Origin of the sequence: Marseilla massiliensis (genome assembly GCF_016899855.1) — a bacterium.
Taxonomy (GTDB): Bacteria; Bacteroidota; Bacteroidia; order Bacteroidales; family Bacteroidaceae; genus Prevotella.
In genome coordinates, this window is record NZ_JACJJG010000006.1 from 40,671 (window position 1) to 64,085 (window position 23,415).

Consider the following 23,415-nt stretch of genomic DNA (forward strand, 5'->3'; position numbering starts at 1 on the left):
GAATCATCATGCCACAAAAAAATTGCAGGACACGATATCGTGCCCTGCAAAATCTGTATTAACAACTAAAAAGTGATAATTACTTCACAATCACCTTGCGTGTTGTTCCGTCAGACATCTTAACGATGTTCACGCCCTTAGTCGGAGCAGCCAGCAGCGTGCCGTCCAATGAGTAGCGTGCAACTTCAGTTGCGTTCTCTTCTTCAGTTGTAATATTTTCAATACCTGTCGTATAAGCTGCAATTTCCTTTTCATCAGCGTTTACAATCTCGCCCGTCTCGGTATTGATAAGCATTGCAACAACCTTCAGTTTAGACTTGTCTTGGATAAGTTCATTGCCCAAATAATAGCCTTGTATACCGTTAGATACATCAAACGTCGTAGTTGCCGTCTGCTTTTCTTCCATTACAATCGGAGCTTTCAAAGTCGGTTCCGTTGGCATAAGGTTCTGCGAAGCCAAAGCTACATGGTCATAAACCATATCCTTTACATATACACCTTGCAAAGAACCATATCCCGGTATATTAACCTCATCAACCTCACCCTTTGTCAGCCATGCATCAAGATAAGATTCACCTGTAGCCATGTTGCCATACATATAACTGCTACCGTTATATTGCCACCAGTAATACTCACTGCCTTGCAGACCGTCGCTCAACAGTACATAAGCCAGTGCATACGGTGCATCGTCACGGTTATAAAGGAAGGTAACGTCTGTGTTTACGTTAATCTCCGTTTGGTTTTCGTTCCACTGCGGACTTACCGCAACCTCTGCCTCGGCTGCCCCACGCAGGGCCTCAAACCCGTCAAGTATGCCTAAGTACGCCGATCCTGAACCGTAATAAGGATCAAACAGATACATATTACCCGTTCTATTCAACAATGCGCTTGGAACACCAAGTGAAATTTTATTAGCCTGGAAATATCCAGTCATATCATCGTATACAACTGTCTCCATCGGGTCTTCATAATTCACTGAAACGTGCGGAGATATGCCTATGAACTCGTCGGGATACGTGTCAGCCAAAGCAGCCATGCCTGCATAGCCTCGCGGACAATTCGGACAACCGGTACCCGTGAATTCCTCAACTACTATCTTCTTAGCCACATTCCTTGATACAATCAGCAACGAGCCTGTGGCAGAAAGCACGCTCTCATTACCTTCATTGGCTTGACCGTTGACTTTGGTTATAGTAATTTCCTTGTTGAAAGAGCCTGTCTCACTTCCGGCTTCAACTTGGAATGTAACATCTGCCATCTCATAAAACATTGCTGGTTCATCAAGCGTCACAGTATTCTCTTCTGAAACTTCGCCCGTAGTAACATCTTTCACTGTGTAGCTCAACGAAGAGATATCGTTTACACCAAGGTTTTTCACAGACAGACGTACATTTGCCTTACCGTCCTTTGCTGCAACGACCTTGAAATCAGTGTCATTCAATGTAACGGCGTTACTCAAGAAGTTGTCGCCAGACAATTGGATCATGGTCAACAAGTTGCCTGATCCGAAACCGTACATGGTATCCCAACCAGTGTCTTCGCCGTCGATTGTCATGTTCATAAAAGCGCCTCCCTCGATATCGTCGCCGCCATCAAAAGCAACAGGATACAGTCCATATTCAGACCCAAGATCTGTCACGTCAAACGAATAGCCGACATAGCAACCTCCCTCAGGAATTGTATAATTCTCAGGCATTGCCAAAAAAGGCTCTCCGGTGGTAAACAGGTCACCGGTAACGGTGACGTCGGTAATATAATCACAAGTGCTTGCGTTTACGGTAGTCGGCAACTGGTCTGCAATCCAACACTTCACATTGCCAACGCAACTTCTATCCACTATGTAAGAAGCAATGATGTCAATCTTGTTTCCTGCAAATTTGCCAGGTACAAAAATGGCACAATCATAATGAGAGGCATAGTTTTTACCACCACCAATCAATCCTATACTGCTACCATAAGCATAAGTAAACACCACACCGTCAGTGCTTGCACGAGTAGCAGGAGCTTTCATCATCACATTATTATACTTGTGAGGAAAAGCTTTCTCGTATTTCTGCAACTTCTGGGCATTTGCCAAGCTACAGAAGGCAACGAGAACCGTTACTAAAGAAAGTAATTTTTTAACCATAACACATTAAGTTTTAAAGGTTAAACATTAAGTTAATAAAATACATATTAAGGTTGTTATCTTAATAATTTCTTTTCAGTTGTGCCATCAGAATACTTAATTATGTTTATTCCTTTCTGCTGGCAGTCAAGTTGTTGACCACCAAGAGTGTAGTATCCTACGACTGTTTTATCTGTTGATGTCTGCACATCGTTTATTCCTGTCGGGTCTGAATAAACATAGTTTACAGTTATCTCACTGCCGCCTTGTATCGAATACTTCACGTTGAAACTGCCATAATTACCAGTTCTAACTCTCATCCATTCAGACTTGGTATCCATTGTCTCACCTGCCGCAAGAGGAACTGCATCACAATCTATGACATCACTTATTGGATATTCGGCAATTCGGTCATTTAGCGGAACAGGAACGCAGTCGCCGAAACCGCATATCTGGAACTGGCCTGACGGCATGTTTTCTATTGAACAACTTACGGCGCACGAAGTTGAAGAGTTTGTCATGTTTTTAACATATACACCTGAATGAATGGTTCCGATTCCCGTAATACTTGAAAACTCAATATTGTCACGCACTACAGTAGAACCTGCTGGTATAACGTTACCACCAGCATCGACAAATTCAACAGTATTTCCTTGTGCAAAAACAGCTAAACCTGCCAATAACGCAAAACAAAGTGTAAAGATTCTTTTCATATTGATTTTATTTGTTTAAATAATTATTCCTCTTCATTATCATTCATTATCGCAGCTTTTACTACTTGCTGTACTCCACTATCATTGTAAACAAAAGCCACAACCGAGACATTTTCAGGATTCCAATCTGTCGGAATGTCATACGTAAAAGTGTTAGTCACGCTTTCACCTTCATCCAAATTGAAGTCATCACCCCACGTTCCGTTTACAGCAGCACGGAAAACGTGATTGTGTACGTAGTTCATGTTCTCACTTCCGTCAAGCATTGTTTGAAAGGCTGTTATCCCATCCTCTACAAGCCAAACCTGAAGTTTGCCGGACGTTGTACCATTTGTACCAAGCGACGACACGCTGATATCAAGCGTTCTGCTGCTTTCGTCATAAGCATTACTTATCTCCATTGACAACGTTGCCTGCTTTGAAATCTCGTTTCGCACCGAAGTTGCCCATTCACTCCATTGCAATATGCCAGATGAACGGTTGATAATACCTGCAGGTTGCGTTGTTATACCCCAATGATAGAAATACTCATCGCCCGTTTCCGTCAACAAACCTATATTATCTCCAAAGCCCTCGAATCCTGTAGGACCGCTATGTATGCCCACCGCGATTATTACCGAGTCACCATAATCAGATATAAGACTTTCTATTTCCGCAGCAGCGGTAGGACAGTTGGGACAAAGTTGGCCCGTGAAATCTTCCAACAGAATCGCACGATTTACGTCCGCGGGTTTCACGTAGATAAACCTCTCGTCCTCCGAAATGTCGTTGCAGGCGGCAAAGGCAAGGGTTAAAACGCAGATGGCAGTGCTATATATAAGTTTCAGATGTTTCATTTTGTTTAGAAATTATAATTGTAAGAGAGTGTAAAACCACGACTCGAGGGCACACGGCGGCATACTCCGCCGGCACAGTTCCAGCCTTCACGTGTGCGTCCGTAGCCTAATTGCACACGGTGTGAACCGTTATTGTAGGAAACATATCCCTGGTAATAGTGAACGTTTGTTCTGCCGCTATTGTACATATCGGCCACGGTAAACATCCAGTGGGGCAGGAACGACAGCTCCAACAGTCCGTAGAGCCAGTCGCCGTCGTCATCGTCAGTGCTAAGGTATTGCAGCTCGCCGCGCAGTGTCAGCTTCCTGTTTATGCGGTATTTTGCATCGGCAATGAAGATGTCTGAATGCACCATGCCGCCCTCTCCCTCAACGATGGTCTGGTTATAAAACTGGTTCATGTACATGAGGTTAAGCCTGAACGCACGAGAGAAAGGCTTTTCGATCTGGATGTTGAAGTCCTGGTAGTAAGTCTCGTCACCCCATTTCCAGAACGCCGAGCCATAGCCGTCAGTGCCGCTGAACGTGCCGTTATAAGGATTTACGGCATGGTTGTTGCGGTCAATGGCGTGTACGTGCGAGAAGTTAACTTTCACGTTCATTCCATATTTTCCTCCAAGGGCGGTATTTCGCTTGAAGCGGTATCCCAGTTCGGCCTGATATGCCCACTCGCCGTTAGGCTGCGTGGCATACGGATAAAGCGCCGCGAGGGCATAAGTATGCTCAGTCGTGAAAGCCGGCAGGTGGTTGATTGACGAGGCTATGGCGCTGGTCTCGCCCCTACGGCTGCGGAACACCATAGCGTCGCTACGCTTTGCCTGCACCAGCAGGCTGAGTCCGCTCTTTGAATACGAGGCCGACAGCATGGCGACATTGCCCTCACGGTAGATGTAAGGATAGCGTCCGTCAAAGGTAGGGTCTTGTCCTTTCCACGCATATTCGGCAAGAATGTTGAAGCCGCCTTTCTGAAGGCTCGCCCTGACGTCAAACGCGTTGACAGACGTAGGGAAATTAAGCTTGTGTGAAGTTCCGATAACAAGGTCTTCGTCTTTCTCATACTTGTTCACCCACGAAGCCCCCAAGGTAAGGTAAGTGCCCTTATCAGAAAGAGCCTTGAACCATTGGTCGAAGTTCAATTCGAGGTCGGCGCCAGTCACCCAGCCATTGTTGTGCGCCCAGAAACGGCGCTGCTTGCCGGAGAGAATCTTAGCCGTAACACCCTTGACAGGACGAACGACGAGGCGTCCGCCAAGTAGTGAGTTGTCAATACCAAGAGTGCGCTCCTCGTATGTACGGAGAATGAAGCCCGAACCGAACTGTTCGTAGAAGTTACCCAACGTCAAATCCCATGATTTAAAGTGTGCCTTAACATACACATAAGGGACACCCCAGCCCTTAAACCCTTTCTCGTCGTAGAACGTTGGCAACGGGTGTTTAACGAACTCGAAACGTGCGCCGGCGTCAATGTGCTCGCTCGTGACGTTCACGTCTGCATAGGTATTGGTCAGTCCCCATTCGTTATACCCCTTGGCGTTGATAGTTTTATCCTCTTCAGGTATGATAATGTCGCTCTGTATACTTCCGCTTACGTTAATCTTGTTGCCCCCGTCGTCTTGCGCGGCTGAGCAAACAGGCATGGCTATGGCGGCCAGCAGGCAGAGCAGCTTGCTCGATGTTGTTGCCATCAGTGGTTTCTCTCTAATTAAAATGAATATTCTTAAATCCCGATTGCAGGCTTATTTTGCCTGAAGCTCCCTCACTTTTTCTATAAGTTCTTCTTCAGCGCCTTCTACGTAGCCGTTATGGCGATAGGCGATTTTTCCGTTACCGTCTACTATTATAGTATAAGGTATTGTCTGAACCCCGAGTGAACGCTTGAAGTCACCATTCGGATCAAGCAGCACGTCGTATGTCCATCCGTGGCTGTCGACCAGTGGTTTCACCTTATTTACGTTCTGGGCCTGGTCAATCGACACGGCGATAACCTTCACGCCAGTCTCGGCCTGCCAGTCTTCATACACTTCACTGATGGCTGTAAGCTCGCGGTTGCAGGGCTTGCACCACGTAGCGAAAAAGTCTATTATAAACGGCTTACCATTGTTTGAAAGCGTATCAGTCCTTACAGTCTTACCGTTGATATCTTTCAACGTTACCGAAGGAATCTGGGCTTCAGCCGCAAATGAAAAACTGAAAGCTAAGACAAATGAGATAAAAAACTTTTTCATGTCTAAAGTGTATGATAAGTTAATAAAAAATTACGGATTTCATCAAATTTCCAAATTGTTACATTTCACAAGCAAAAATATAAAATTCATAAAAAGAAGCATATAAACATACAGTTAATTTTTACTAACAATCGCAGTAATAATTGGGTGTAAAAGAACAGTTTAATCATTAAAATCCCGTTAAACATCTAACAATCAGAGATTTAGAGCAGACATACATGCGCTGGTTCATATCAAACGTTGAAAGGGCAAATCGTTGTTAAATACCAATAGTATTATTTTATTTTAGTAAAAATCCCAAACTTAGCCGACATGCAAAATAGTAAAACATACCGAAAAAGACTAACGTAAAAACAACTTTGGCCAGCATTCTGCAAGTCCGATTACAACAGGTGGTGACAGCCTGATAATCAACGGCTTTGCGAAAGGCCGCCTTTTACCTTCCAAGAGACGGTCTTTTAGAGAACAAAAGGCGGCCTTTCAGCGTGCGGTTGACGGCCTTTGGGTTTCATCCGCAAATGTGTTGGATAAGCCGCCTTTGACAATGCGGCACACAACCATTACGATTCCAGACGAAAACCTTACAAACGCACTACGAGAAATGCGTGTTTAACGTTTTTTTACTCTCCATGATTATGTTTCTGCAAAATAATTAATACTTTTGCACCGCAAATCAGAATTATCTGACAAGGAGATTACATTACCTCGGCAATTCGGCATGGCCGTTGTAGCCATGGCTGAAAGTAATGGGACGGCTCTTCTCCTTAAACACAGACGAAAACATCTGCGTCCCGTCTTGCAGAATTAACATGGACTGAACCCACAGGTTTAGAGGGGTGAGCCAAGTATAATTCTATGCAATTGACAGGAAGATTTGCCGCAGTACACACGATTGCACACATTCTCACGACACACGCACCGACGACCGCCAATGGCTGTCGGGCAACTCACTGCGCACTTAACCAACCAAATAATCATATATTCAACAAAAAACAAAAAATCATGAAGAAGTTAAATCTGTTTTTCATGGCCATGACCATGCTGTTCATGGCCGCAAGCCTCACAGCCTGCAGCGACGATGACAACAACGGCGGAGGAGGAGCTGACCTGCCCACTCCGCAATACGAGCAGGTAAGCGGCAAGTACGCTATCACATCGGAAGGTTCTCCTTACGAGAGTATCGAACTAAGCGCCAGCGGCAACTACATCGTGACCCTAAACTACAGCGGAGGTTACTACGCCGCCGACAACACTTCGGCAAACCGCATATCCACAAACCACCACAAGTCGCTATTAAGCGGCGGCGCACAGACGCGCGCCACGCAGGATGGGAACGTGATATACGGAACATTCACCAGTCTCGGCGAGAATGAATACGCCCTTGAAGGTTTCGGCACGATAAAGCTTGACTACACAGGCAGTGACGTAACTGGTATAGAAGTGACGACACAGGGTGGACAGACCACGCAGTACACTGCCGAAAAACAACCCGTAATGGGCGACGACAACATGACAAGCTCACTCTGCCGCACATGGAAGATAGAGAAAATACATGATGTGTACTATGACAAGGAAACCGGCAAGACCGATGACGTTACCGTAACACCCGAAAATCCAGGTGAAACAGGTTATGATATGCCCATCGAGGTTATGTGGTCTAAATCGGGCACGTATTTGGTTTCTTACCGCGACGGCAGCATAGGCATAGCCGAGTGGAAATGGAAAGACCGCGGCGCAGGCCAACTGTACTATGCGTGGGATGGCGAATGGACGGGCGACTACGCCACGATAACATTCGACAGAAACAGGGCCGTAATACATGACAAATGGGAAGACGAATACGGACGTGACGAGTCGTGGACTTACCTCGTAGCCGTAGACGCCCCTGAAACGCCCGGCACCGACCTGCCCGAAGCACAGTCACCTCTGGCAAACGTGTTCACCGGCAAACTGCTCAAGCAGATGGGCGACGACCAGTTCTTCTACGAAAACGGCTATCTGACGCAAATAACAAACGACAAAGAGACAATCACCTTCAACTACAACTACGCGACGGGCGCAGACGGCCCTGACGTTTACGTGACTATGAGGGGAGACGGCGACGACGATTTCGCCATAACGCTTAACGAGCAAGGCTTCGCCGAGAAGATTGTACAGACAAGCTACGACCAATACGGTGAGAATGTGTACACAAAGACATTGGAATACGACGCCGACGGCCACCTCACGGCCATGAACGACGACCGCAACGGCCGCCTGTACGACCTGACTTGGACTGACGGCAACCTGACAAAAGTACACTGGCTATCCGACAGCGGCAGCGAGCACACATATACATACACCTACGGCGACCAGGCAAACACCAACTGCCTGCTGTTCTACTACAAGGTGTACTCGGTTGACATCGACGAGGTGCAATGCCTCTACTACGCCGGCCTCTTGGGCAAAGCTCCCAAGCACCTGCCCGAATTGGAGACAAGCGACAGCGGCAGCACAACCACCTTCACGTGGACCGACAACAGCCTGACAGTAGACGGCGACGACTATCATCCTACGGAGTTCAGCTTCTACGAAGAATAAATAAACACTACGTGGGTTCTATATAAGAACGTACAACAACATTCAAATCTCAACCAGCACAACACAACGAAAAAATCGGCGCGGAACATTTTGTTCCGCGCCGATTTTGCTATATGTACAGGCCTGCTTATTCAGCCTCAGCCTTCTCTTTCTCGCTGTAATCGATGACGTTCTTGCGGTTGGCCTGCATACGGTCATAATCTTCCTTTGAGCCGACAATGATTTTGTCAAACTCGCGCAGACCGGTACCTGCCGGGATGAGGTGACCACAGATAACGTTCTCCTTCATTCCCTCGAGATAGTCTACCTTGCCGCGGATGGCAGCCTCGTTGAGCACCTTTGTCGTCTCCTGGAACGAAGCGGCAGACATGAAGCTCTTGGTCTGGAGAGCTGCGCGCGTGATACCCTGGAGTATCTGTGTTGACGTAGCGGGCACGGCGTCACGCACCTGAACGATCTTCAAGTCGCGGCGCTTCAGCGTAGAGTTCTCGTCGCGCAGTTTGCGTGCGGTAACAATCTGACCCGCTTTCAAGGTCTCGCTGTCACCTGCGTCAACGACAACCTTCTTGCCCCAGATACGGTCGTTCTCCTCGGCGAAGTCGAGCTTGTCGACGATTTCCTGCTCGAGGAACGTAGTGTCGCCCGGATCGTTAATCTGCACCTTACGCATCATCTGGCGCACGATTATCTCGAAGTGCTTGTCGTTAATCTTAACGCCCTGCAGACGGTAAACGTCCTGCACCTCGTTGACGATGTACTCTTGAACAGCGGTCGGGCCCTTGATGGCGAGGATGTCGTTAGGAGTAATCACGCCGTCAGACAGCGGTGTACCGGCACGAACGGCGTCATGCTCCTGCACAAGGATTTGCTTGGACAGAGAAACGAGGTATTTGCGCTGTTCGCCAGTCTTTGACGTAACGATAATCTCACGGTTACCACGCTTAACCTTACCCATTGTAACCTCACCGTCGATTTCACTGACAACGGCAGGGTTAGACGGGTTACGTGCCTCGAACAGCTCGGTAACACGGGGAAGACCTCCGGTGATGTCACCAGCCTTACCTACGGTACGCGGTATCTTCACAAGGGTAGCACCGGTCTTGACAACCTGTCCGTCCTCAACGACAACGTGTCCTCCCACAGGGAAGTTATAGGTACCTACCACTTCACCGCTCTCGTCAATAATATCACAGGTCGGAACCTTGCTCTTATCCTTCGACTCGGTGATGATCTTCTCGGTAAGACCTGTGGTGTCGTCGGTCTCGGAGTGGAATGTCACGCCATCAATAACATCACGGAACTTAAGTTTACCGGCATATTCGGTTACGATAACGGCGTTGAACGGGTCCCAGCGTGCGATGATGTCACCTTTCTTAACTACAGAACCTCCCTTGAAGTAAAGAGAACTACCATACGGAACGTTCAATGTAGAAAGTACGATGTTCGTATGCGGGTCGACGAAACGGATTTCAGCCAGACGGCTTACAACCATCTCGCACTGAACCTCGCCATTCTCTCCCTGCTCAACAAACGGAACAGTACGAAGCTCGTCGAACTCGATACGGCTGTCGTTCTTGGCAACGATAGACGCGTTAGCTGCAGCGTTGGCAGCCACACCACCGGCGTGGAACGTACGGAGGGTAAGCTGTGTACCGGGCTCACCGATAGCCTGCGCGGCGATGACGCCTACGGCTTCACCCTTCTGTACCATGCGGCTGGTAGCCAAGTTGCGTCCGTAACACTTCATGCAGACACCCTTCTTGCTTTCGCATGTGAGCACCGAACGAATCTCAACGCTCTCTATCGGGCTGTCCTCGATGGCCTGCGCGATAGGCTCGGTTATCTCCTCGCCGGCCGCAACGATAAGTTCGCCGGTAGTAGGATGTATAATGTCGTGAACGGAAACACGGCCGAGAATACGCTCATAGAGCGAAGATATAACCTCATCACCGTTCTTCAATGCCGTACAAACAAGACCACGGAGCGTACCGCAATCCTCCTCGGTAATAATAACGTCATGCGATACGTCAACAAGACGACGGGTTAGGTAACCTGCATCGGCTGTCTTCATAGCGGTATCAGCAAGACCCTTACGTGCACCGTGGGTAGAGATGAAGTATTCGAGCACGCTCATACCCTCCTTGAAGTTTGAAAGGATAGGGTTCTCGATAATCTGCGCGCCTTCGGCACCTGCCTTCTGCGGCTTGGCCATAAGTCCACGCATACCTGCCAACTGACGTATCTGGTCCTTAGAACCACGGGCGCCGGAGTCAAGCATCATGTAAACGGCGTTGAAACCCTGGTCGGCTTCGGTCATCTCTTTCATCAAAACATCACCAAGCTCGTTGTTTACGTGCGTCCAGGCATCGATAACCTGGTTGTAACGCTCGTTGTCAGTGATGAATCCCATGTTGTAGTTGTCGGTAATCTGGCGAACTTCCTCGTTACCTTTTTCCACAAGGGCAACTTTCTCCTTCGGTATGATGATATCGTCAAGGTTGAACGAAAGTCCTGCCAAGTATGCCATGCGGTAACCCAGGTTCTTGATACCATCAAGGAACTCACAGGCACGCGCAAAGCCAACGGCCTTGATTACATCTGCAATGATGTCGCGAAGACTCTTCTTTGATATAATCTTGTTGACAAAACCTATTTCATCCGGCACAATGCCGTTTACTATCACACGGCCGACAGAAGTATCAACCATATGGCTGTAATAGTTTCCGTACTTGTCTACATCCTTGACAACGACCTTAACTTGAGCGTGGAGATCACACTTGCCCTCATTATGGGCTATGATAGCCTCTTCAGGCCCGTAGAAGGTTAGTCCTTCGCCCTTTGCCCCGGGACGTATCTTTGTGATATAATAGAGTCCAAGCACCATATCCTGTGATGGCACAGTAATAGGAGCACCATTAGCCGGGTTAAGGATATTATGGCTCTGGAGCATGAGGATTTGCGCCTCAAGCACAGCCTCGTTGCTCAACGGGAGGTGAACAGCCATCTGGTCACCGTCGAAGTCGGCGTTGAATGCAGTACATGCCAACGGATGCAACTGGATTGCCTTGCCTTCGATAAGTTTTGGCTGGAAAGCCTGTATACCGAGACGGTGCAGTGTAGGCGCACGGTTGAGAAGCACAGGGTGACCCTTCATTACGTTCTCAAGAATATCCCAGATTACGGGCTCACGACGATCGACAATCTTCTTCGCGCTCTTGACGGTCTTAACAATACCGCGCTCGATGAGCTTACGGATGATAAACGGCTTGTAAAGCTCGGCTGCCATCAACTTCGGAAGACCGCACTCACCCATCTTCAGTTCAGGGCCGACGACGATTACAGAACGTGCAGAATAGTCAACACGCTTACCGAGAAGATTCTGGCGGAAACGTCCCTGCTTACCTTTCAATGAATCAGAGAGTGATTTCAACGGACGGTTTGACTCGCTCTTGACGGCGCTGCTCTTACGTGAGTTGTCGAACAAGCTGTCAACAGCCTCCTGCAACATACGCTTTTCATTACGCAGGATGACCTCAGGAGCCTTGATTTCCATCAACCTCTTCAAGCGGTTGTTACGGATAATAACACGACGGTAAAGATCATTCAAGTCTGATGTAGCGAAACGCCCTCCATCAAGTGGCACAAGTGGACGAAGCTCAGGCGGAGTGACAGGGATAATCTTCATTATCATCCACTCCGGTTTATTTATATTACGGCTCGCGCGGAACGCTTCAACTACCTGCAGACGCTTGAGGGCTTCGGTTTTACGCTGCTGTGAAGAATCACTGTTTGCACGGTCGCGAAGCTCGTATGACAGAGAATCAAGGTCGATGTTCACGAGCAAGTCGTAAATAGCCTCGGCACCCATCTTGGCAACGAACTTGTTGGGATCAGTGTCGTCAAGATATTCATTGCCGTCGGGCAGGTTGTCCATTATATCAATATATTCGTCCTCGGTAAGCAAGTCCATCTTATGTGAACCGTTCACCTCGATACCCTCTGAATCTTTCCTGCCTTCCATAACGCCGGGCTGTATCACGATGTATTTCTCGTAATAAATCACGGAGTCAAGTTTCTTCGTAGGAAGGCCAAGGAGATAACCTATCTTATTAGGCAGCGAACGGAAGTACCATATATGCGCTACGGGTACGACGAGCTCGATGTGCCCCGTACGCTCACGGCGCACTTTCTTTTCCGTAACCTCTACTCCACAACGGTCGCAGACAATGCCCTTATACCTTATTCGCTTATATTTACCGCAAGCACATTCATAATCCTTTGTCGGGCCGAAGATACGCTCGCAGAAAAGGCCATCGCGCTCGGGCTTGTACGTACGGTAGTTTATTGTCTCAGGCTTGGTCACCTCGCCATAAGAATTTTCGAGGATTTCCTCAGGCGACGCAAGACTGATGGTTATCTTCGTAAAATTACTCTTTATCTTTGAATCTTTCTTGAAAGCCATATTTCTTATGTTGTAATTGTTATGTAAAGAGTTCCTTTATTAGTCAAGAGTTATGCTTAAGCCCAAACCACGAAGCTCATGCAGAAGGACGTTGAGTGACTCCGGTATTCCCGGTGTCGGCATTGGCTCTCCCTTGACAATTGCCTCATAAGCCTTTGAACGCCCTACCACATCATCTGACTTGATTGTCAAAATCTCTTGCAGAACATGGCTTGCACCGAATGCCTCCAATGCCCAGACCTCCATCTCTCCGAAACGCTGGCCACCAAACTGAGCCTTACCACCAAGAGGCTGTTGGGTAATAAGAGAGTACGGACCGATACTGCGGGCGTGCATCTTATCCTCAACCATATGGCCTAACTTAAGGAAGTACGTGATACCAACGGTTGCAGGCTGGTCGAACGGTTCTCCTGTCTCACCGTCATAGAGGCGCGTAGAACACAGACGCGGCAGTCCTGCCTTATCCGTCCACTCCTGGAGATCATCAAGCTTCGCACCGTCAAAAATCGGCGTTGCGAACTTAACACCAAGACGTTTTCCTGCTGCACCGAGAATAGCCTCGAATATCTGTCCAAGGTTCATACGCGATGGCACACCTAACGGGTTGAGAACCAAGTCTACAGGACGTCCATCCTCAAGGAACGGCATGTCTTCCTGACGAACGATTTTAGAAACTATACCCTTATTACCGTGTCGTCCTGCAAGTTTGTCACCTACGCTGATTTTACGTTTCTTGGCAACATATACCTTAGCCATCTGAAGAATACCAGAAGGCAGCTCATCACCGATTGTTATCGCGAACTTGCGGCGTTTCATCTCAGCGTCAAGCAGCTTGTACTTCTTTATGAAGTTCATGATAAGCTTCTGGATGAGTCCATTCGTATGTTCGTCAGAAGTCCAATTGTTTGACTGGATTCCGTCATACTCAAGATTCTTCAACTGAGCCATCGTAAACTTACTGCCCTTAGTTATGATCTCGGCACCTGTGTAATCCTTGATTCCCATAGATGTCTTGTCATCCGTCAGAGTAAGCAGCTTATCTACAAGAATATCCTTCAGGTCGTCTATCTTGGCTGCGTATTCCTCGTCTATCTTGGCAAGGACAACCTTGTCTTGCTGTTTCGAAGCACGAGTCTTGACTGCACGTGAGAACAGTTTTTTATCAATTACGACACCTGTAAGTGACGGATTGGCCTTCAACGAAGAGTCCTTCACATCGCCGGCCTTATCGCCGAAAATAGCACGAAGAAGTTTCTCTTCCGGAGACGGGTCGCTCTCACCCTTAGGCGAAATCTTACCGATAAGGATATCACCCGGCTCGACACGAGCACCTACACGGATAATACCGTTGTCATCAAGGTCCTTGGTTGCCTCTTCACTGACGTTAGGGATGTCACTGGTAAACTCTTCCATCCCTCGTTTGGTCTCACGCACATCGAGTGAATACTCATCAACGTGCACTGACGTAAGGATATCTTCACGAACAACACGCTCGTTAAGCACGATAGCGTCCTCATAGTTGTAACCCTTCCAAGGCATGTAAGCCACAAGGAGGTTGCGACCGAGAGCAAGCTCTCCGTTTTCTGTAGCATATCCTTCAGTGAGTATATCACCTTTCTTTACCCTCTGTCCCTTATTACAGATAGGACGAAGGTCTATTGTCATATTCTGGTTCGTACGACGGAACTTCGGTATTCTATATTCCTTGAGCGCTGGCTCAAAGCTTACAAATTCCTCTTCCTCAGTCCGGTCGTAGAGTATTCTTATTGTTGTCGCGTCTACATATTCGATAACTCCATCGCCCTCTGCCGTTATCATGGTGCGCGAGTCAACGCATACTTGTCTTTCTATACCAGTTCCTACGATAGGAGCTTCATTGTGCAACAAAGGTACTGCCTGGCGCATCATGTTACTTCCCATCAACGCACGGTGCGCATCGTCATGCTCCAGGAAAGGAATCAGGCCAGCAGCTATTGAAGCAATCTGTTGTGGCGACACGTCCATAAGGTCAACCTGCGACGGCGGAACAACAGGGAAATCAGCATCCTGACGGCATTTTACGACATCACGGATAAACGTTCCGTCATCGTTAAGCGGCGCATTACCTTGGCCGATAATGTGGTCTTCTTCCTCTTCCGCGGTAAGATAAACGATATGGTCATTATCCAAATCAACAACACCGTCCTTAACTTTACGATAAGGAGTCTCGATAAAGCCAAGATCATTAATCTTAGCATAAACACACAAAGACGAGATAAGACCGATGTTCGGGCCTTCAGGGCTCTCAATCGGGCAAAGTCGTCCATAGTGAGTATAGTGAACGTCACGGACCTCAAAGCCTGCACGCTCACGTGACAAACCGCCAGGACCAAGCGCTGACAGACGGCGCTTATGCGTTACCTCGGCAAGCGGGTTTGTCTGGTCCATGAACTGCGACAACGGGTTTGTTCCGAAGAAAGAATTTATAACGCTCGATATTGTCTTCGCGTTTATAAGGTCTGTCGGAGTGAACACCTCATTATCACGCACGTTCATGCGCTCACGTATAGTGCGGCTCATGCGGGCAAGGCCAATCGAGAACTGGTTGCTCAACTGCTCGCCAACGGTACGTACACGGCGGTTGCTCAAGTGGTCGATATCATCTACCGTTGCGTTTGAATTAACTAGCTGTATTAGATACTTGATAATCTCGATTATGTCCTCCTTGGTAAGGATGCGAACGTCCATATCCGTATCAAGACCAAGCTTCTTGTCTATACGATAACGGCCAACCGTACCCAAGTCGTAACGTTTGTCAGAGAAGAACAGATTTTGTATAACCTCACGTGCGCTTGCATCGTCTGCCGGGTCAGCATTTCTCAGCTGGCGATAGATATACAGCACAGCCTCCTTCTCGGAGTTACTGGGGTCTTTCTGCAAAGTATTGAAAATTATCGAATACTTACTTGCAGAATCAGCGTCCTTGTGAAGAAGGATTGTAGACGTTCCACTCTCGAGAATATCATCGATGTTGTCCTTGGTTATCTCAGTCTCGCGCTCCATGATTACCTCATTACGCTCGATTGACACAACTTCACCTGTATCCTCATCTACAAAATCCTCATTCCAGCTCTTCAATACCCTCGCTGCGAGCTTACGGCCGAGAACATCCTTCATGTTCTTCTTTGTAACCTTCACTTCCTCGGCCAAGTCGAATATCTGCAGGATATCCTTATCTGTCTCGAAACCAATGGCTCTCAAAAGAGTAGTAACGGGCAATTTCTTCTTACGGTCGATGTATGCGTACATCACATTGTTGATGTCTGTCGCAAACTCAATCCATGAACCCTTGAACGGAATGATACGTGCAGAATAAAGCACTGTACCGTTTGCATGCACTCCCTGACCAAAGAACACGCCAGGCGACCTATGCAACTGTGATACGACAACACGCTCTGCTCCATTTATTATAAATGTGCCATTATCCGTCATGTAAGGTATGGTGCCAAGGAATACGTCCTGTATGAATGTTCCGAAGTCCTCATGATCCGGATCAGTGCAATACAATTTCATCTTTGCCTTCAGGGGCACGCTATATGTGAGGCCACGCTCCAAACATTCATCAATAGTATAACGCGGTGGGTCAATATAGTAATCCAAGAACTCAAGAACGAAATTGTTTCTCGTGTCGGTTATAGGGAAATTCTCAGCGAATACCTTATACAAACCGTCATTCTTGCGTTCTTCAGGTGGAGTGTCCAACTGCAAGAAGTCCCTGAAAGACTTTAATTGCACATCGAGGAAATCCGGATATGGCATCGGATTCTTCACGCTGGCAAAATTTACTCTGTTATCAACAATTTTTGAAGCCATTACAGATTTATATTACCGTTATAAATGCCACCTTAGAATATTTTGAACGGCTGAAATGATAGTGTTACCAAACTTTGGTGCCGGCCAATATGCGGCGGTGGATGACCGCATAATCAAATAAAGACACAAAAAGGTTAAGACTCTCCGACTGGGAGAATCTTAACCCCTAATATTTCTGTTGACAAAATTATTTCAGCTCAACCTTAGCGCCGGCCTCTTCGATAGCCTTCTTCAGGTTCTCTGCCTCGTCCTTAGACATGCCTTCCTTCAAAGTAGAGGGAGCGCCGTCTACAAGTTCCTTAGCCTCTTTCAGACCGAGACCACAAGCCTCCTTAACGGCCTTAACAACCTGCAGTTTAGCTGCGCCAACCTCAGCGAGAACTACATCGAAAGATGTCTTCTCCTCAGCTGCGGCTGCATCACCACCTGCAGCAGGACCAGCAGCAACAGCAACAGCTGCAGCAGCAGGCTCAATTCCGTACTCGTCCTTCAGGACTGTTGCCAACTCGTTTACTTCCTTTACTGTCAAATTTACCAATTCTTCAGCAATAGCTTTGATATCTGCCATTTTATTCTAATTTTAATGTTTTTAAATGTTAAATGTTTGGGTGTTTAATTATTCAGGACGCTCGCCCAAGGTCTTGAGCACGCCATGGATGGTATGCGCACCTGATTGAAGAGCTGAAACAACGTTCTTTGCCGGAGACTGGAGCAAAGCAACAATCTCTGCGATAACCTCGTTCTTGCTCTTGAGAGCTGCAAGTTCCTCCAACTTATCAGCGCCGACGTAAATGCTTTCCTCAGCATAAGCTGCCTTCAAAGAAGGGATACCCTCTTTTGCATAAGTCTTGAGCATTTTAGCCGGTACATTGGCGGTATTGCAGAAAAGCACGGCGGTACTGCCTTTCAGACAGCCGTACAAAGGTTCATAATCAACATCTGAAGCCTCGAAAGCCTTATGGAGAAGAGTATTCTTCACCACGACCATCTTGATTTCATGCTTGAAGCAATCACGACGGAGCTTGCTTGTTGCGCCTGCATTCAGACCCGTAACGTCAACAAGGTAGAAATGAGCGTACTCCTTAAGCTTCTCGCCAAGTTCAACAACTATAGTATCTTTTACTTCTTTCTTCATCTTACAAAACTTTTAGAGTTATTCAACTGATTTAGGATCAATCTTGACACCCTTACTCATAGTGCTCGAAATAAAGATACTCTTGACATATGTACCTTTAGCGGCAGCAGGCTTCAGCTTAATTACAGTAGAGATAAACTCCTTTGCATTCTGGAATATCTGTTCCGGAGTGAAAGAGACTTTACCTATAGAAGCATGGATAATACCGGTTTTGTCAACCTTGAAGTCTATTTTACCCTGCTTTACCTCTTTTACCGCTTTTGCAACGTCCATGGTTACGGTGCCGCTCTTAGGGTTAGGCATCAAGCCACGCGGACCGAGTACACGTCCCAAGGGTCCTATCTTACCCATGCACGACGGCATCGTGATAATTACGTCAATATCTGTCCAACCACCCTTGATCTTTTCGATATACTCGTCAAGACCAACATAGTCAGCACCTGCCTCTTTCGCAGCAGCCTCAGCATCCGGTGTACAAAGGCAAAGCACGCGGGTTACCTTACCCGTGCCGTTGGGAAGAGAAACAACGCCTCTAACCATCTGGTTTGCCTTACGCGGGTCAACGCCCAAACGTACATCGATATCTACGGAAGCATCAAACTTGGTCGTGGTAATTTCCTTGACCAGTTCGGCAGCTTCTTTCAAAGAGTATGCTTTCCCTGCTTCAACCTTATCAGCTACTGATTTTTGATTTTTTGTCAGTTTACTCATTTTCTTAATTGAAGTTATAAATTATTTACCAGGGAAGTCCCCTTTTACAGTGATGCCCATGCTTCTTGCCGTACCGGCTACAAGCTTCATAGCCGACTCTACCGTAAAACAGTTGAGGTCTGCCATCTTGTCCTCGGCGATTGCACGAACCTGCTCCCATGTAACTGAAGCTACCTTCTTACGGTTAGGCTCGGCCGAACCGCTCTTAATCTTGGCTGCCTCCATAAGCTGAACGGCTGCAGGAGGGGTCTTGATTTCGAAGCTGTATGACTTGTCAGCATAGTAAGTGATAACGACTGGAAGAACTTTTCCGGCCTTATCCTGGGTTCTGGCGTTGAACTCCTTGCAGAATCCCATGATGTTGATACCCTTAGAACCAAGGGCTGGACCAACGGGAGGTGAAGGATTGGCAGCGCCACCTTTAATCTGTAATTTGATTAATCCAGCAACTTCTTTAGCCATTTCTTTTGTTATTAAATAATTGATTTATATAAAAGAACAGCCACATCCGTAACAATGCGTTATTCTTTTGCAACTTGCATAAAACCGAGTTCAAGCGGTGTCTTTCGCCCGAAAATCTTTACCATGACCTTAAGTTTATGCTTCTCGGTATTAACCTCTTCGATAACACCGCTGAAGCCACTGAACGGTCCATCCGTAACCTTGACAGTCTCATCAACACTGAAGGGGATGTTGACTTCCTCAGCCAGCTCCGACTCTTCAGCCGTTCCGAGAATACGGTTGATGTCAGCCTGCTTCACCGGGGTAGGAGACTCCATACCTCCAAGGAAGCCAAGCACGTTAGGCATGAAGCGCAACGCATGCGCCACGTCACCCTTCAAATCTGCCTCGACGAGCACGTAGCCGGGAAGAGCTATCTTCTCCTTAACTACACGCTTGCCGTTACGCAGCGTCGCATGCTTCTCCATAGGTATAAGAACCTGAGAGACATGTGAAGAGAGCAACGTGTTATGCTTCAGTTCGGCCTCGATATATTCCTTTACCTTAGCCTCCTTACCGCTAACAGCGCGCAGGACATACCATTTCTTACCTGAATCAGCCATTTCCTCTTTTAGGGTTTAATTAGGATAGATTGCGCTCATGACAAACCGGAACACGGAGTCCATAATGAACACCACAACAGCAATGATCAAGGAAGCAGATAATACAACCATTGCTGAGTGAGTAAGTTCGGCCCGTGTAGGCCATGACGTCTTATGCACAAGTTCGTTGTAACAAGCCTTGCAATAATTTGTTATCTTCGTAAACATATTATCTTTCTTTAGCACGGGAAGAGAGGCTCGAACTCCCGACACCTGGTTTTGGAGACCAGTGCTCTACCAACTGAGCTATTCCCGTAAAATAGGTTCTCGTCGCGAAAGGCGAGAACCTAAATATCTATTGATTACGTCGTCAGGGATTAGTCGAGAATCTCGGTAATCTGACCTGCACCTACCGTACGGCCACCTTCGCGGATAGCGAAACGCAGACCTACGTTCAATGCAACTGCGTAAATCAAGTCTACAGTGATTGTTACGTTATCACCAGGCATTACCATCTCAACGCCCTCGGGCAGATGGATTTCACCTGTACAGTCCATGGTACGGAGATAGAACTGAGGACGATACTTGTTTCCGAACGGAGTGTGACGTCCACCTTCCTCTTTCTTCAGAACATAGATCTGAGCCTTGAACTTCTTGTAAGGCTTAATCTGTCCCGGATGGCAGAGTACCATACCACGCTTGATTTCGTTCTTGTCGATACCGCGGAGCAGCAGACCTACGTTGTCACCAGCTTCACCTTCGTCAAGAATCTTGCGGAACATCTCAACGCCGGTAACGACTGACTTCTTGTCCTCGCCAAGACCGAGAAGCTCTACTTCGTCGCCAACCTTTACACGGCCAGTCTCGATACGGCCAGTAGCAACAGTACCACGACCTGTGATTGAGAACACGTCCTCAACCGGCATCAGGAACGGTTTGTCGAGGTCACGCGGAGGTAGCGGAATCCAGCTGTCAACAGCGTCCATAAGCTCCATAACCTTGTCTTCCCATTTCTTAACGCCGTTCAGAGCGCCGAGGGCAGAACCACGAATGATAGGAGTATTGTCGCCATCATACTCGTACTGGTCGAGAAGCTCACGCATTTCCATTTCTACGAGCTCAAGCATTTCCTCATCGTCTACCATGTCGCACTTGTTCAGGAACACAACCAGACGGGGAACGTTTACCTGACGAGCGAGAAGCACGTGCTCACGTGTCTGAGGCATAGGACCGTCAGTAGCGGCAACAACGATGATTGCACCGTCCATCTGAGCAGCACCGGTAACCATGTTCTTTACGTAGTCAGCGTGTCCCGGGCAGTCTACGTGTGCGTAGTGACGGTTAGCTGTCTCGTACTCAACGTGTGCGGTGTTGATAGTAATACCACGCTCTTTTTCCTCGGGAGCGTTATCGATTTGGTCAAATGACTTAACTTCGTCAGTCTTTGTAAAACCTCTTTCAGCAAGCACCTTAGTAATGGCTGCAGTCAGAGTAGTCTTACCGTGGTCTACGTGACCGATAGTACCAATGTTAACATGCGGTTTGGTACGTTCAAAATGTTCTTTAGCCATAGCTTTACTTATTTATTATTTAATGAATAATCGTGTATTTTCTGCTTCTACTTACAATCAGAAAGTCGTAGAGCTGTAACCGAGATTTGAACTCGGGACCTCTTCCTTACCAAGGAAGTGCTCTACCACTGAGCTATTACAGCAGCGAGAGCGGAAAACGGGACTCAAACCCGCGACCCCCAGCTTGGAAGGCTAGTGCTCTATCAACTGAGCTATTTCCGCAAAGACTTCTACTGAAGTGGGTGGTGATGGATTCGAACCACCGAAGGCGAAAGCCAGCAGATTTACAGTCTGCCCCATTTGGCCACTCTGGTAACCACCCTTGTTCCTAGTAACGTCTCCTCTCCGTCGAGCCTCTTGTCGGATTCGAACCAACGACCCCGAGATTACAAATCACGTGCTCTGGCCAACTGAGCTAAAGAGGCAAGCAAAGCAGCCGTCAGGCGCTTGTTCGTAAGGACGTGTCCTAAAACGGCTGCAAAGATAGGCATTATTTTTTAACCTCCAAAATTTTTGGCGTTTTTTTTTTAATTATTACGCTGTTTTTCCTTGAATTTCACCAACTGGACCTTCAATGAGTCGACACAGAGGTCAATTCCTTCCTCAAAAGTATCGCAGACTTTCTCCACAAAAATACGCTGTCCGGGAACCATCACGGTAATGCTCGTTTCCTTGTTGAGCGACGTGGCCGGCTTTACAACCTTTAGCTGTACTTCTACATTATGGATATCTTCATAAGACTTTCCCAGCTTGGATACTTTCTTCTCGATAAACGCCTTAAGTTGTTCGGTAGCGTCAAAATGAATAGATTGAATCTTAATTTCCATAGTTACCTCCTTGTTTTATAAGGTTATTATAAGGGTTAAGCCCGTGGATGGGCTGATTCATAAACTTTCTTCAGTTGTTCAAAAGTAGTATGTGTGTATATCTCCGTAGTTGTAAGCGTAGCATGCCCAAGCAGTTTTTTCACGCTCTCGAGCCCGGCTCCGTGGTTGAGCATGGAGGTCGCGAAGGTATGCCTCAGCACGTGAGGACTGCGTTTTTTCAACGTACATACCCGTGCAAGATTGTCACGCACGTCGCGTCTTGCCTTGTAATACGGCAACCGACGTCCGTCCGGCAACAGGAACAGCGCAGGCGACTTTCCGCTAACCGACTCATCGCGCAGCGCCATATATGCCGATAACGCATCGCGCAACTCCTCGCCAAAGGGAACAACGCGCTGCTTGTCTCGTTTTCCAGTCACTTTCAGCACGCAGGAATCAAGGTCTACATCAGTATCGTCAAGACCGAGAAGCTCGGATATTCGCAATCCGGTTTCATACAGCATTAATATTAATGTACGCGCGCGAATCTGGCCGAACGAGTCCATTTTCCACATGCTTTCGTCCAGAAGCTCGTCCATCTCCTTATCACGGACGAACTGCGGCAGCGGTTTCTCTTTTTTCGGGCCACGTATTCCGTGGGCCGGATCGGAGGCGACAAGACCTCGGGACAGGGCAAAACGATAAAAGGAACGCACCGCGCTCAATCTTCTATTGACTGAAGTCGCAATGTTTCCTTTATCCATCATGCTCTCCATCCAGTCACGGATGACATCGGAGTCGACAGTCTCCCATGTGAGCGTGGCGTCCAAATTCTTGAAGAACGACTCAAACTTTCGCAAGTCGTCGCCGTATTCCCCGACTGTTCTCGCGGAAAAATTACGCTCGAACCGCAGGTAGTCCAAAAATTCGTTTATCAACATAAAAGCGCTGCCATCCAAAGTATTCGGCAACGAATTTACGAAAATAAAACCGAACCACCAAATTTTCGGGAATATTTTTTACTCCTCGGCAGTTCTCAGCTTCTGTACGTAAATGGCGTGCTGCATCTTGAGGCGCTTGATGACAGACGGCTTGTTATACTGCTGGCGTGCGCGAAGCTCCTTAACAACACCCGTCTTCTCGAATTTTCTCTTAAACTTCTTCAATGCTCTTTCGATGTTCTCGCCATCTTTAACTGGTACAATAATCATGTTTTGTCTTTAAATTTTTATATGTTAAACTTATTTTTATTATCGGTGCTTTTATTAGCGGCTGCAAAGTTAAACTTTATTTTCCTGAATTCCAAATATATCGGGCATTTTTTAATCTTTTGGCAGACGATATGCTCTTGCATAATGTAAAAATAAGCTAACG

The 23,415-nt window shown here is 47.4% G+C and carries 18 protein-coding genes and 5 tRNA genes; 1 reads left to right on the forward strand and 22 read right to left on the reverse strand.

The window, feature by feature from the left end; all coding sequences use genetic code 11:
* Positions 1-79: 79 nt before the first annotated feature.
* From H6A34_RS02725 to H6A34_RS02745, 5 genes are read right to left on the reverse strand one after another with little or no spacing between them, the layout of a single operon-like run.
* The gene (locus H6A34_RS02725; RefSeq protein WP_205103302.1) at positions 80-2,128 is read right to left on the reverse strand and encodes a hypothetical protein; all 2,049 of its coding nucleotides are present in this window, start codon (positions 2,126-2,128) and stop codon (positions 80-82) included.
* 56 nt (positions 2,129-2,184) lie between these two features.
* Positions 2,185-2,820, reverse strand: coding sequence for a hypothetical protein (locus H6A34_RS02730; protein WP_205103304.1), 636 nt, complete (start codon positions 2,818-2,820; stop codon positions 2,185-2,187).
* Positions 2,821-2,843: 23 nt separating this feature from the next.
* Positions 2,844-3,656, reverse strand: a complete 813-nt coding sequence (locus tag H6A34_RS02735; protein WP_205103306.1) for an Omp28 family outer membrane lipoprotein — start codon at positions 3,654-3,656, stop codon at positions 2,844-2,846.
* Between the two features lie 5 nt (positions 3,657-3,661).
* Entirely contained in the window at positions 3,662-5,341 is a 1,680-nt protein-coding gene (locus H6A34_RS02740; RefSeq protein WP_262896348.1) for a DUF6029 family protein, read from the reverse strand.
* A gap of 51 nt (positions 5,342-5,392) precedes the next feature.
* Positions 5,393-5,881 (reverse strand): TlpA family protein disulfide reductase, encoded by a 489-nt coding sequence (locus H6A34_RS02745; protein ID WP_021947918.1) that lies wholly within the window; start codon positions 5,879-5,881, stop codon positions 5,393-5,395.
* Positions 5,882-6,883: 1,002 nt separating this feature from the next.
* Here H6A34_RS02745 and H6A34_RS02750 point away from each other — a divergent pair.
* Positions 6,884-8,461, forward strand: a complete 1,578-nt coding sequence (locus H6A34_RS02750) for a DUF4595 domain-containing protein (RefSeq protein ID WP_205103308.1) — start codon at positions 6,884-6,886, stop codon at positions 8,459-8,461.
* Positions 8,462-8,588: 127 nt separating this feature from the next.
* Here H6A34_RS02750 and rpoC read toward each other — a convergent pair whose 3' ends face one another.
* The 17 genes from rpoC to rpsU all read right to left on the reverse strand — a co-directional run bounded on the left by rpoC (position 8,589) and on the right by rpsU (position 23,252).
* Positions 8,589-12,923, reverse strand: a complete 4,335-nt coding sequence (gene rpoC, locus H6A34_RS02755; protein WP_205103310.1) for a DNA-directed RNA polymerase subunit beta' — start codon at positions 12,921-12,923, stop codon at positions 8,589-8,591.
* A 39-nt stretch (positions 12,924-12,962) separates the two neighbouring features.
* The gene (rpoB, locus tag H6A34_RS02760) at positions 12,963-16,775 is read right to left on the reverse strand and encodes a DNA-directed RNA polymerase subunit beta (protein WP_205103312.1); all 3,813 of its coding nucleotides are present in this window, start codon (positions 16,773-16,775) and stop codon (positions 12,963-12,965) included.
* Positions 16,776-16,962: 187 nt separating this feature from the next.
* Positions 16,963-17,343, reverse strand: a complete 381-nt coding sequence (rplL, locus tag H6A34_RS02765) for a 50S ribosomal protein L7/L12 (RefSeq protein WP_205103314.1) — start codon at positions 17,341-17,343, stop codon at positions 16,963-16,965.
* A gap of 48 nt (positions 17,344-17,391) precedes the next feature.
* Positions 17,392-17,910 (reverse strand): 50S ribosomal protein L10, encoded by a 519-nt coding sequence (rplJ, locus tag H6A34_RS02770; RefSeq protein ID WP_205103316.1) that lies wholly within the window; start codon positions 17,908-17,910, stop codon positions 17,392-17,394.
* 18 nt (positions 17,911-17,928) lie between these two features.
* Complete coding sequence (rplA, locus tag H6A34_RS02775) at positions 17,929-18,621, reverse strand: 50S ribosomal protein L1 (protein ID WP_205103318.1); 693 nt, start codon at positions 18,619-18,621, stop codon at positions 17,929-17,931.
* Between the two features lie 21 nt (positions 18,622-18,642).
* Positions 18,643-19,083, reverse strand: a complete 441-nt coding sequence (rplK, locus tag H6A34_RS02780) for a 50S ribosomal protein L11 (protein ID WP_205103319.1) — start codon at positions 19,081-19,083, stop codon at positions 18,643-18,645.
* Between the two features lie 59 nt (positions 19,084-19,142).
* The gene (gene nusG, locus H6A34_RS02785; protein ID WP_021948287.1) at positions 19,143-19,685 is read right to left on the reverse strand and encodes a transcription termination/antitermination protein NusG; all 543 of its coding nucleotides are present in this window, start codon (positions 19,683-19,685) and stop codon (positions 19,143-19,145) included.
* A 15-nt stretch (positions 19,686-19,700) separates the two neighbouring features.
* The gene (gene secE / locus H6A34_RS02790) at positions 19,701-19,892 is read right to left on the reverse strand and encodes a preprotein translocase subunit SecE (protein WP_205103320.1); all 192 of its coding nucleotides are present in this window, start codon (positions 19,890-19,892) and stop codon (positions 19,701-19,703) included.
* Positions 19,893-19,907: 15 nt separating this feature from the next.
* Positions 19,908-19,980 (reverse strand) — tRNA-Trp (locus H6A34_RS02795).
* Between the two features lie 61 nt (positions 19,981-20,041).
* Complete coding sequence (tuf, locus tag H6A34_RS02800) at positions 20,042-21,235, reverse strand: elongation factor Tu (protein ID WP_021948286.1); 1,194 nt, start codon at positions 21,233-21,235, stop codon at positions 20,042-20,044.
* 71 nt (positions 21,236-21,306) lie between these two features.
* A tRNA-Thr gene (locus H6A34_RS02805) sits at positions 21,307-21,378 on the reverse strand.
* A gap of 6 nt (positions 21,379-21,384) precedes the next feature.
* Positions 21,385-21,457: transfer RNA gene (locus H6A34_RS02810), tRNA-Gly, on the reverse strand.
* Positions 21,458-21,474: 17 nt separating this feature from the next.
* Positions 21,475-21,557, reverse strand: a tRNA-Tyr gene (locus H6A34_RS02815).
* Positions 21,558-21,586: 29 nt separating this feature from the next.
* A tRNA-Thr gene (locus H6A34_RS02820) sits at positions 21,587-21,660 on the reverse strand.
* A gap of 102 nt (positions 21,661-21,762) precedes the next feature.
* Entirely contained in the window at positions 21,763-22,062 is a 300-nt protein-coding gene (gene hpf / locus H6A34_RS02825; RefSeq protein ID WP_021947168.1) for a ribosome hibernation-promoting factor, HPF/YfiA family, read from the reverse strand.
* 35 nt (positions 22,063-22,097) lie between these two features.
* The gene (locus tag H6A34_RS02830; protein ID WP_021947169.1) at positions 22,098-22,982 is read right to left on the reverse strand and encodes a tyrosine-type recombinase/integrase; all 885 of its coding nucleotides are present in this window, start codon (positions 22,980-22,982) and stop codon (positions 22,098-22,100) included.
* Between the two features lie 78 nt (positions 22,983-23,060).
* A complete protein-coding gene (rpsU, locus tag H6A34_RS02835) occupies positions 23,061-23,252 on the reverse strand; it encodes a 30S ribosomal protein S21 (RefSeq protein WP_021947170.1) in 192 nt (63 codons plus the stop codon).
* Positions 23,253-23,415: the final 163 nt, after the last annotated feature.

Excerpts from the sequence above, each read along its gene's own strand:
- secE (WP_205103320.1), bottom strand. The coding sequence starts at position 19,892 with ATGTTTACGAAGATAACAAATTATTGCAAGGCTTGTTACAACGAACTT.
- rpsU (WP_021947170.1), bottom strand. The coding sequence starts at position 23,252 with ATGATTATTGTACCAGTTAAAGATGGCGAGAACATCGAAAGAGCATTG.
- rpoB (WP_205103312.1), bottom strand. The coding sequence starts at position 16,775 with ATGGCTTCAAAAATTGTTGATAACAGAGTAAATTTTGCCAGCGTGAAG.
- rplL (WP_205103314.1), bottom strand. The coding sequence starts at position 17,343 with ATGGCAGATATCAAAGCTATTGCTGAAGAATTGGTAAATTTGACAGTA.
- nusG (WP_021948287.1), bottom strand. The coding sequence starts at position 19,685 with ATGGCTGATTCAGGTAAGAAATGGTATGTCCTGCGCGCTGTTAGCGGT.
- H6A34_RS02745 (WP_021947918.1), bottom strand. The coding sequence starts at position 5,881 with ATGAAAAAGTTTTTTATCTCATTTGTCTTAGCTTTCAGTTTTTCATTT.
- rplJ (WP_205103316.1), bottom strand. The coding sequence starts at position 17,910 with ATGAAGAAAGAAGTAAAAGATACTATAGTTGTTGAACTTGGCGAGAAG.
- hpf (WP_021947168.1), bottom strand. The coding sequence starts at position 22,062 with ATGGAAATTAAGATTCAATCTATTCATTTTGACGCTACCGAACAACTT.
- H6A34_RS02735 (WP_205103306.1), bottom strand. The coding sequence starts at position 3,656 with ATGAAACATCTGAAACTTATATATAGCACTGCCATCTGCGTTTTAACC.
- rpoC (WP_205103310.1), bottom strand. The coding sequence starts at position 12,923 with ATGGCTTTCAAGAAAGATTCAAAGATAAAGAGTAATTTTACGAAGATA.
- H6A34_RS02750 (WP_205103308.1), top strand. The coding sequence starts at position 6,884 with ATGAAGAAGTTAAATCTGTTTTTCATGGCCATGACCATGCTGTTCATG.
- tuf (WP_021948286.1), bottom strand. The coding sequence starts at position 21,235 with ATGGCTAAAGAACATTTTGAACGTACCAAACCGCATGTTAACATTGGT.
- H6A34_RS02830 (WP_021947169.1), bottom strand. The coding sequence starts at position 22,982 with ATGTTGATAAACGAATTTTTGGACTACCTGCGGTTCGAGCGTAATTTT.
- H6A34_RS02725 (WP_205103302.1), bottom strand. The coding sequence starts at position 2,128 with ATGGTTAAAAAATTACTTTCTTTAGTAACGGTTCTCGTTGCCTTCTGT.
- rplA (WP_205103318.1), bottom strand. The coding sequence starts at position 18,621 with ATGAGTAAACTGACAAAAAATCAAAAATCAGTAGCTGATAAGGTTGAA.
- rplK (WP_205103319.1), bottom strand. The coding sequence starts at position 19,083 with ATGGCTAAAGAAGTTGCTGGATTAATCAAATTACAGATTAAAGGTGGC.
- H6A34_RS02740 (WP_262896348.1), bottom strand. The coding sequence starts at position 5,341 with ATGGCAACAACATCGAGCAAGCTGCTCTGCCTGCTGGCCGCCATAGCC.
- H6A34_RS02730 (WP_205103304.1), bottom strand. The coding sequence starts at position 2,820 with ATGAAAAGAATCTTTACACTTTGTTTTGCGTTATTGGCAGGTTTAGCT.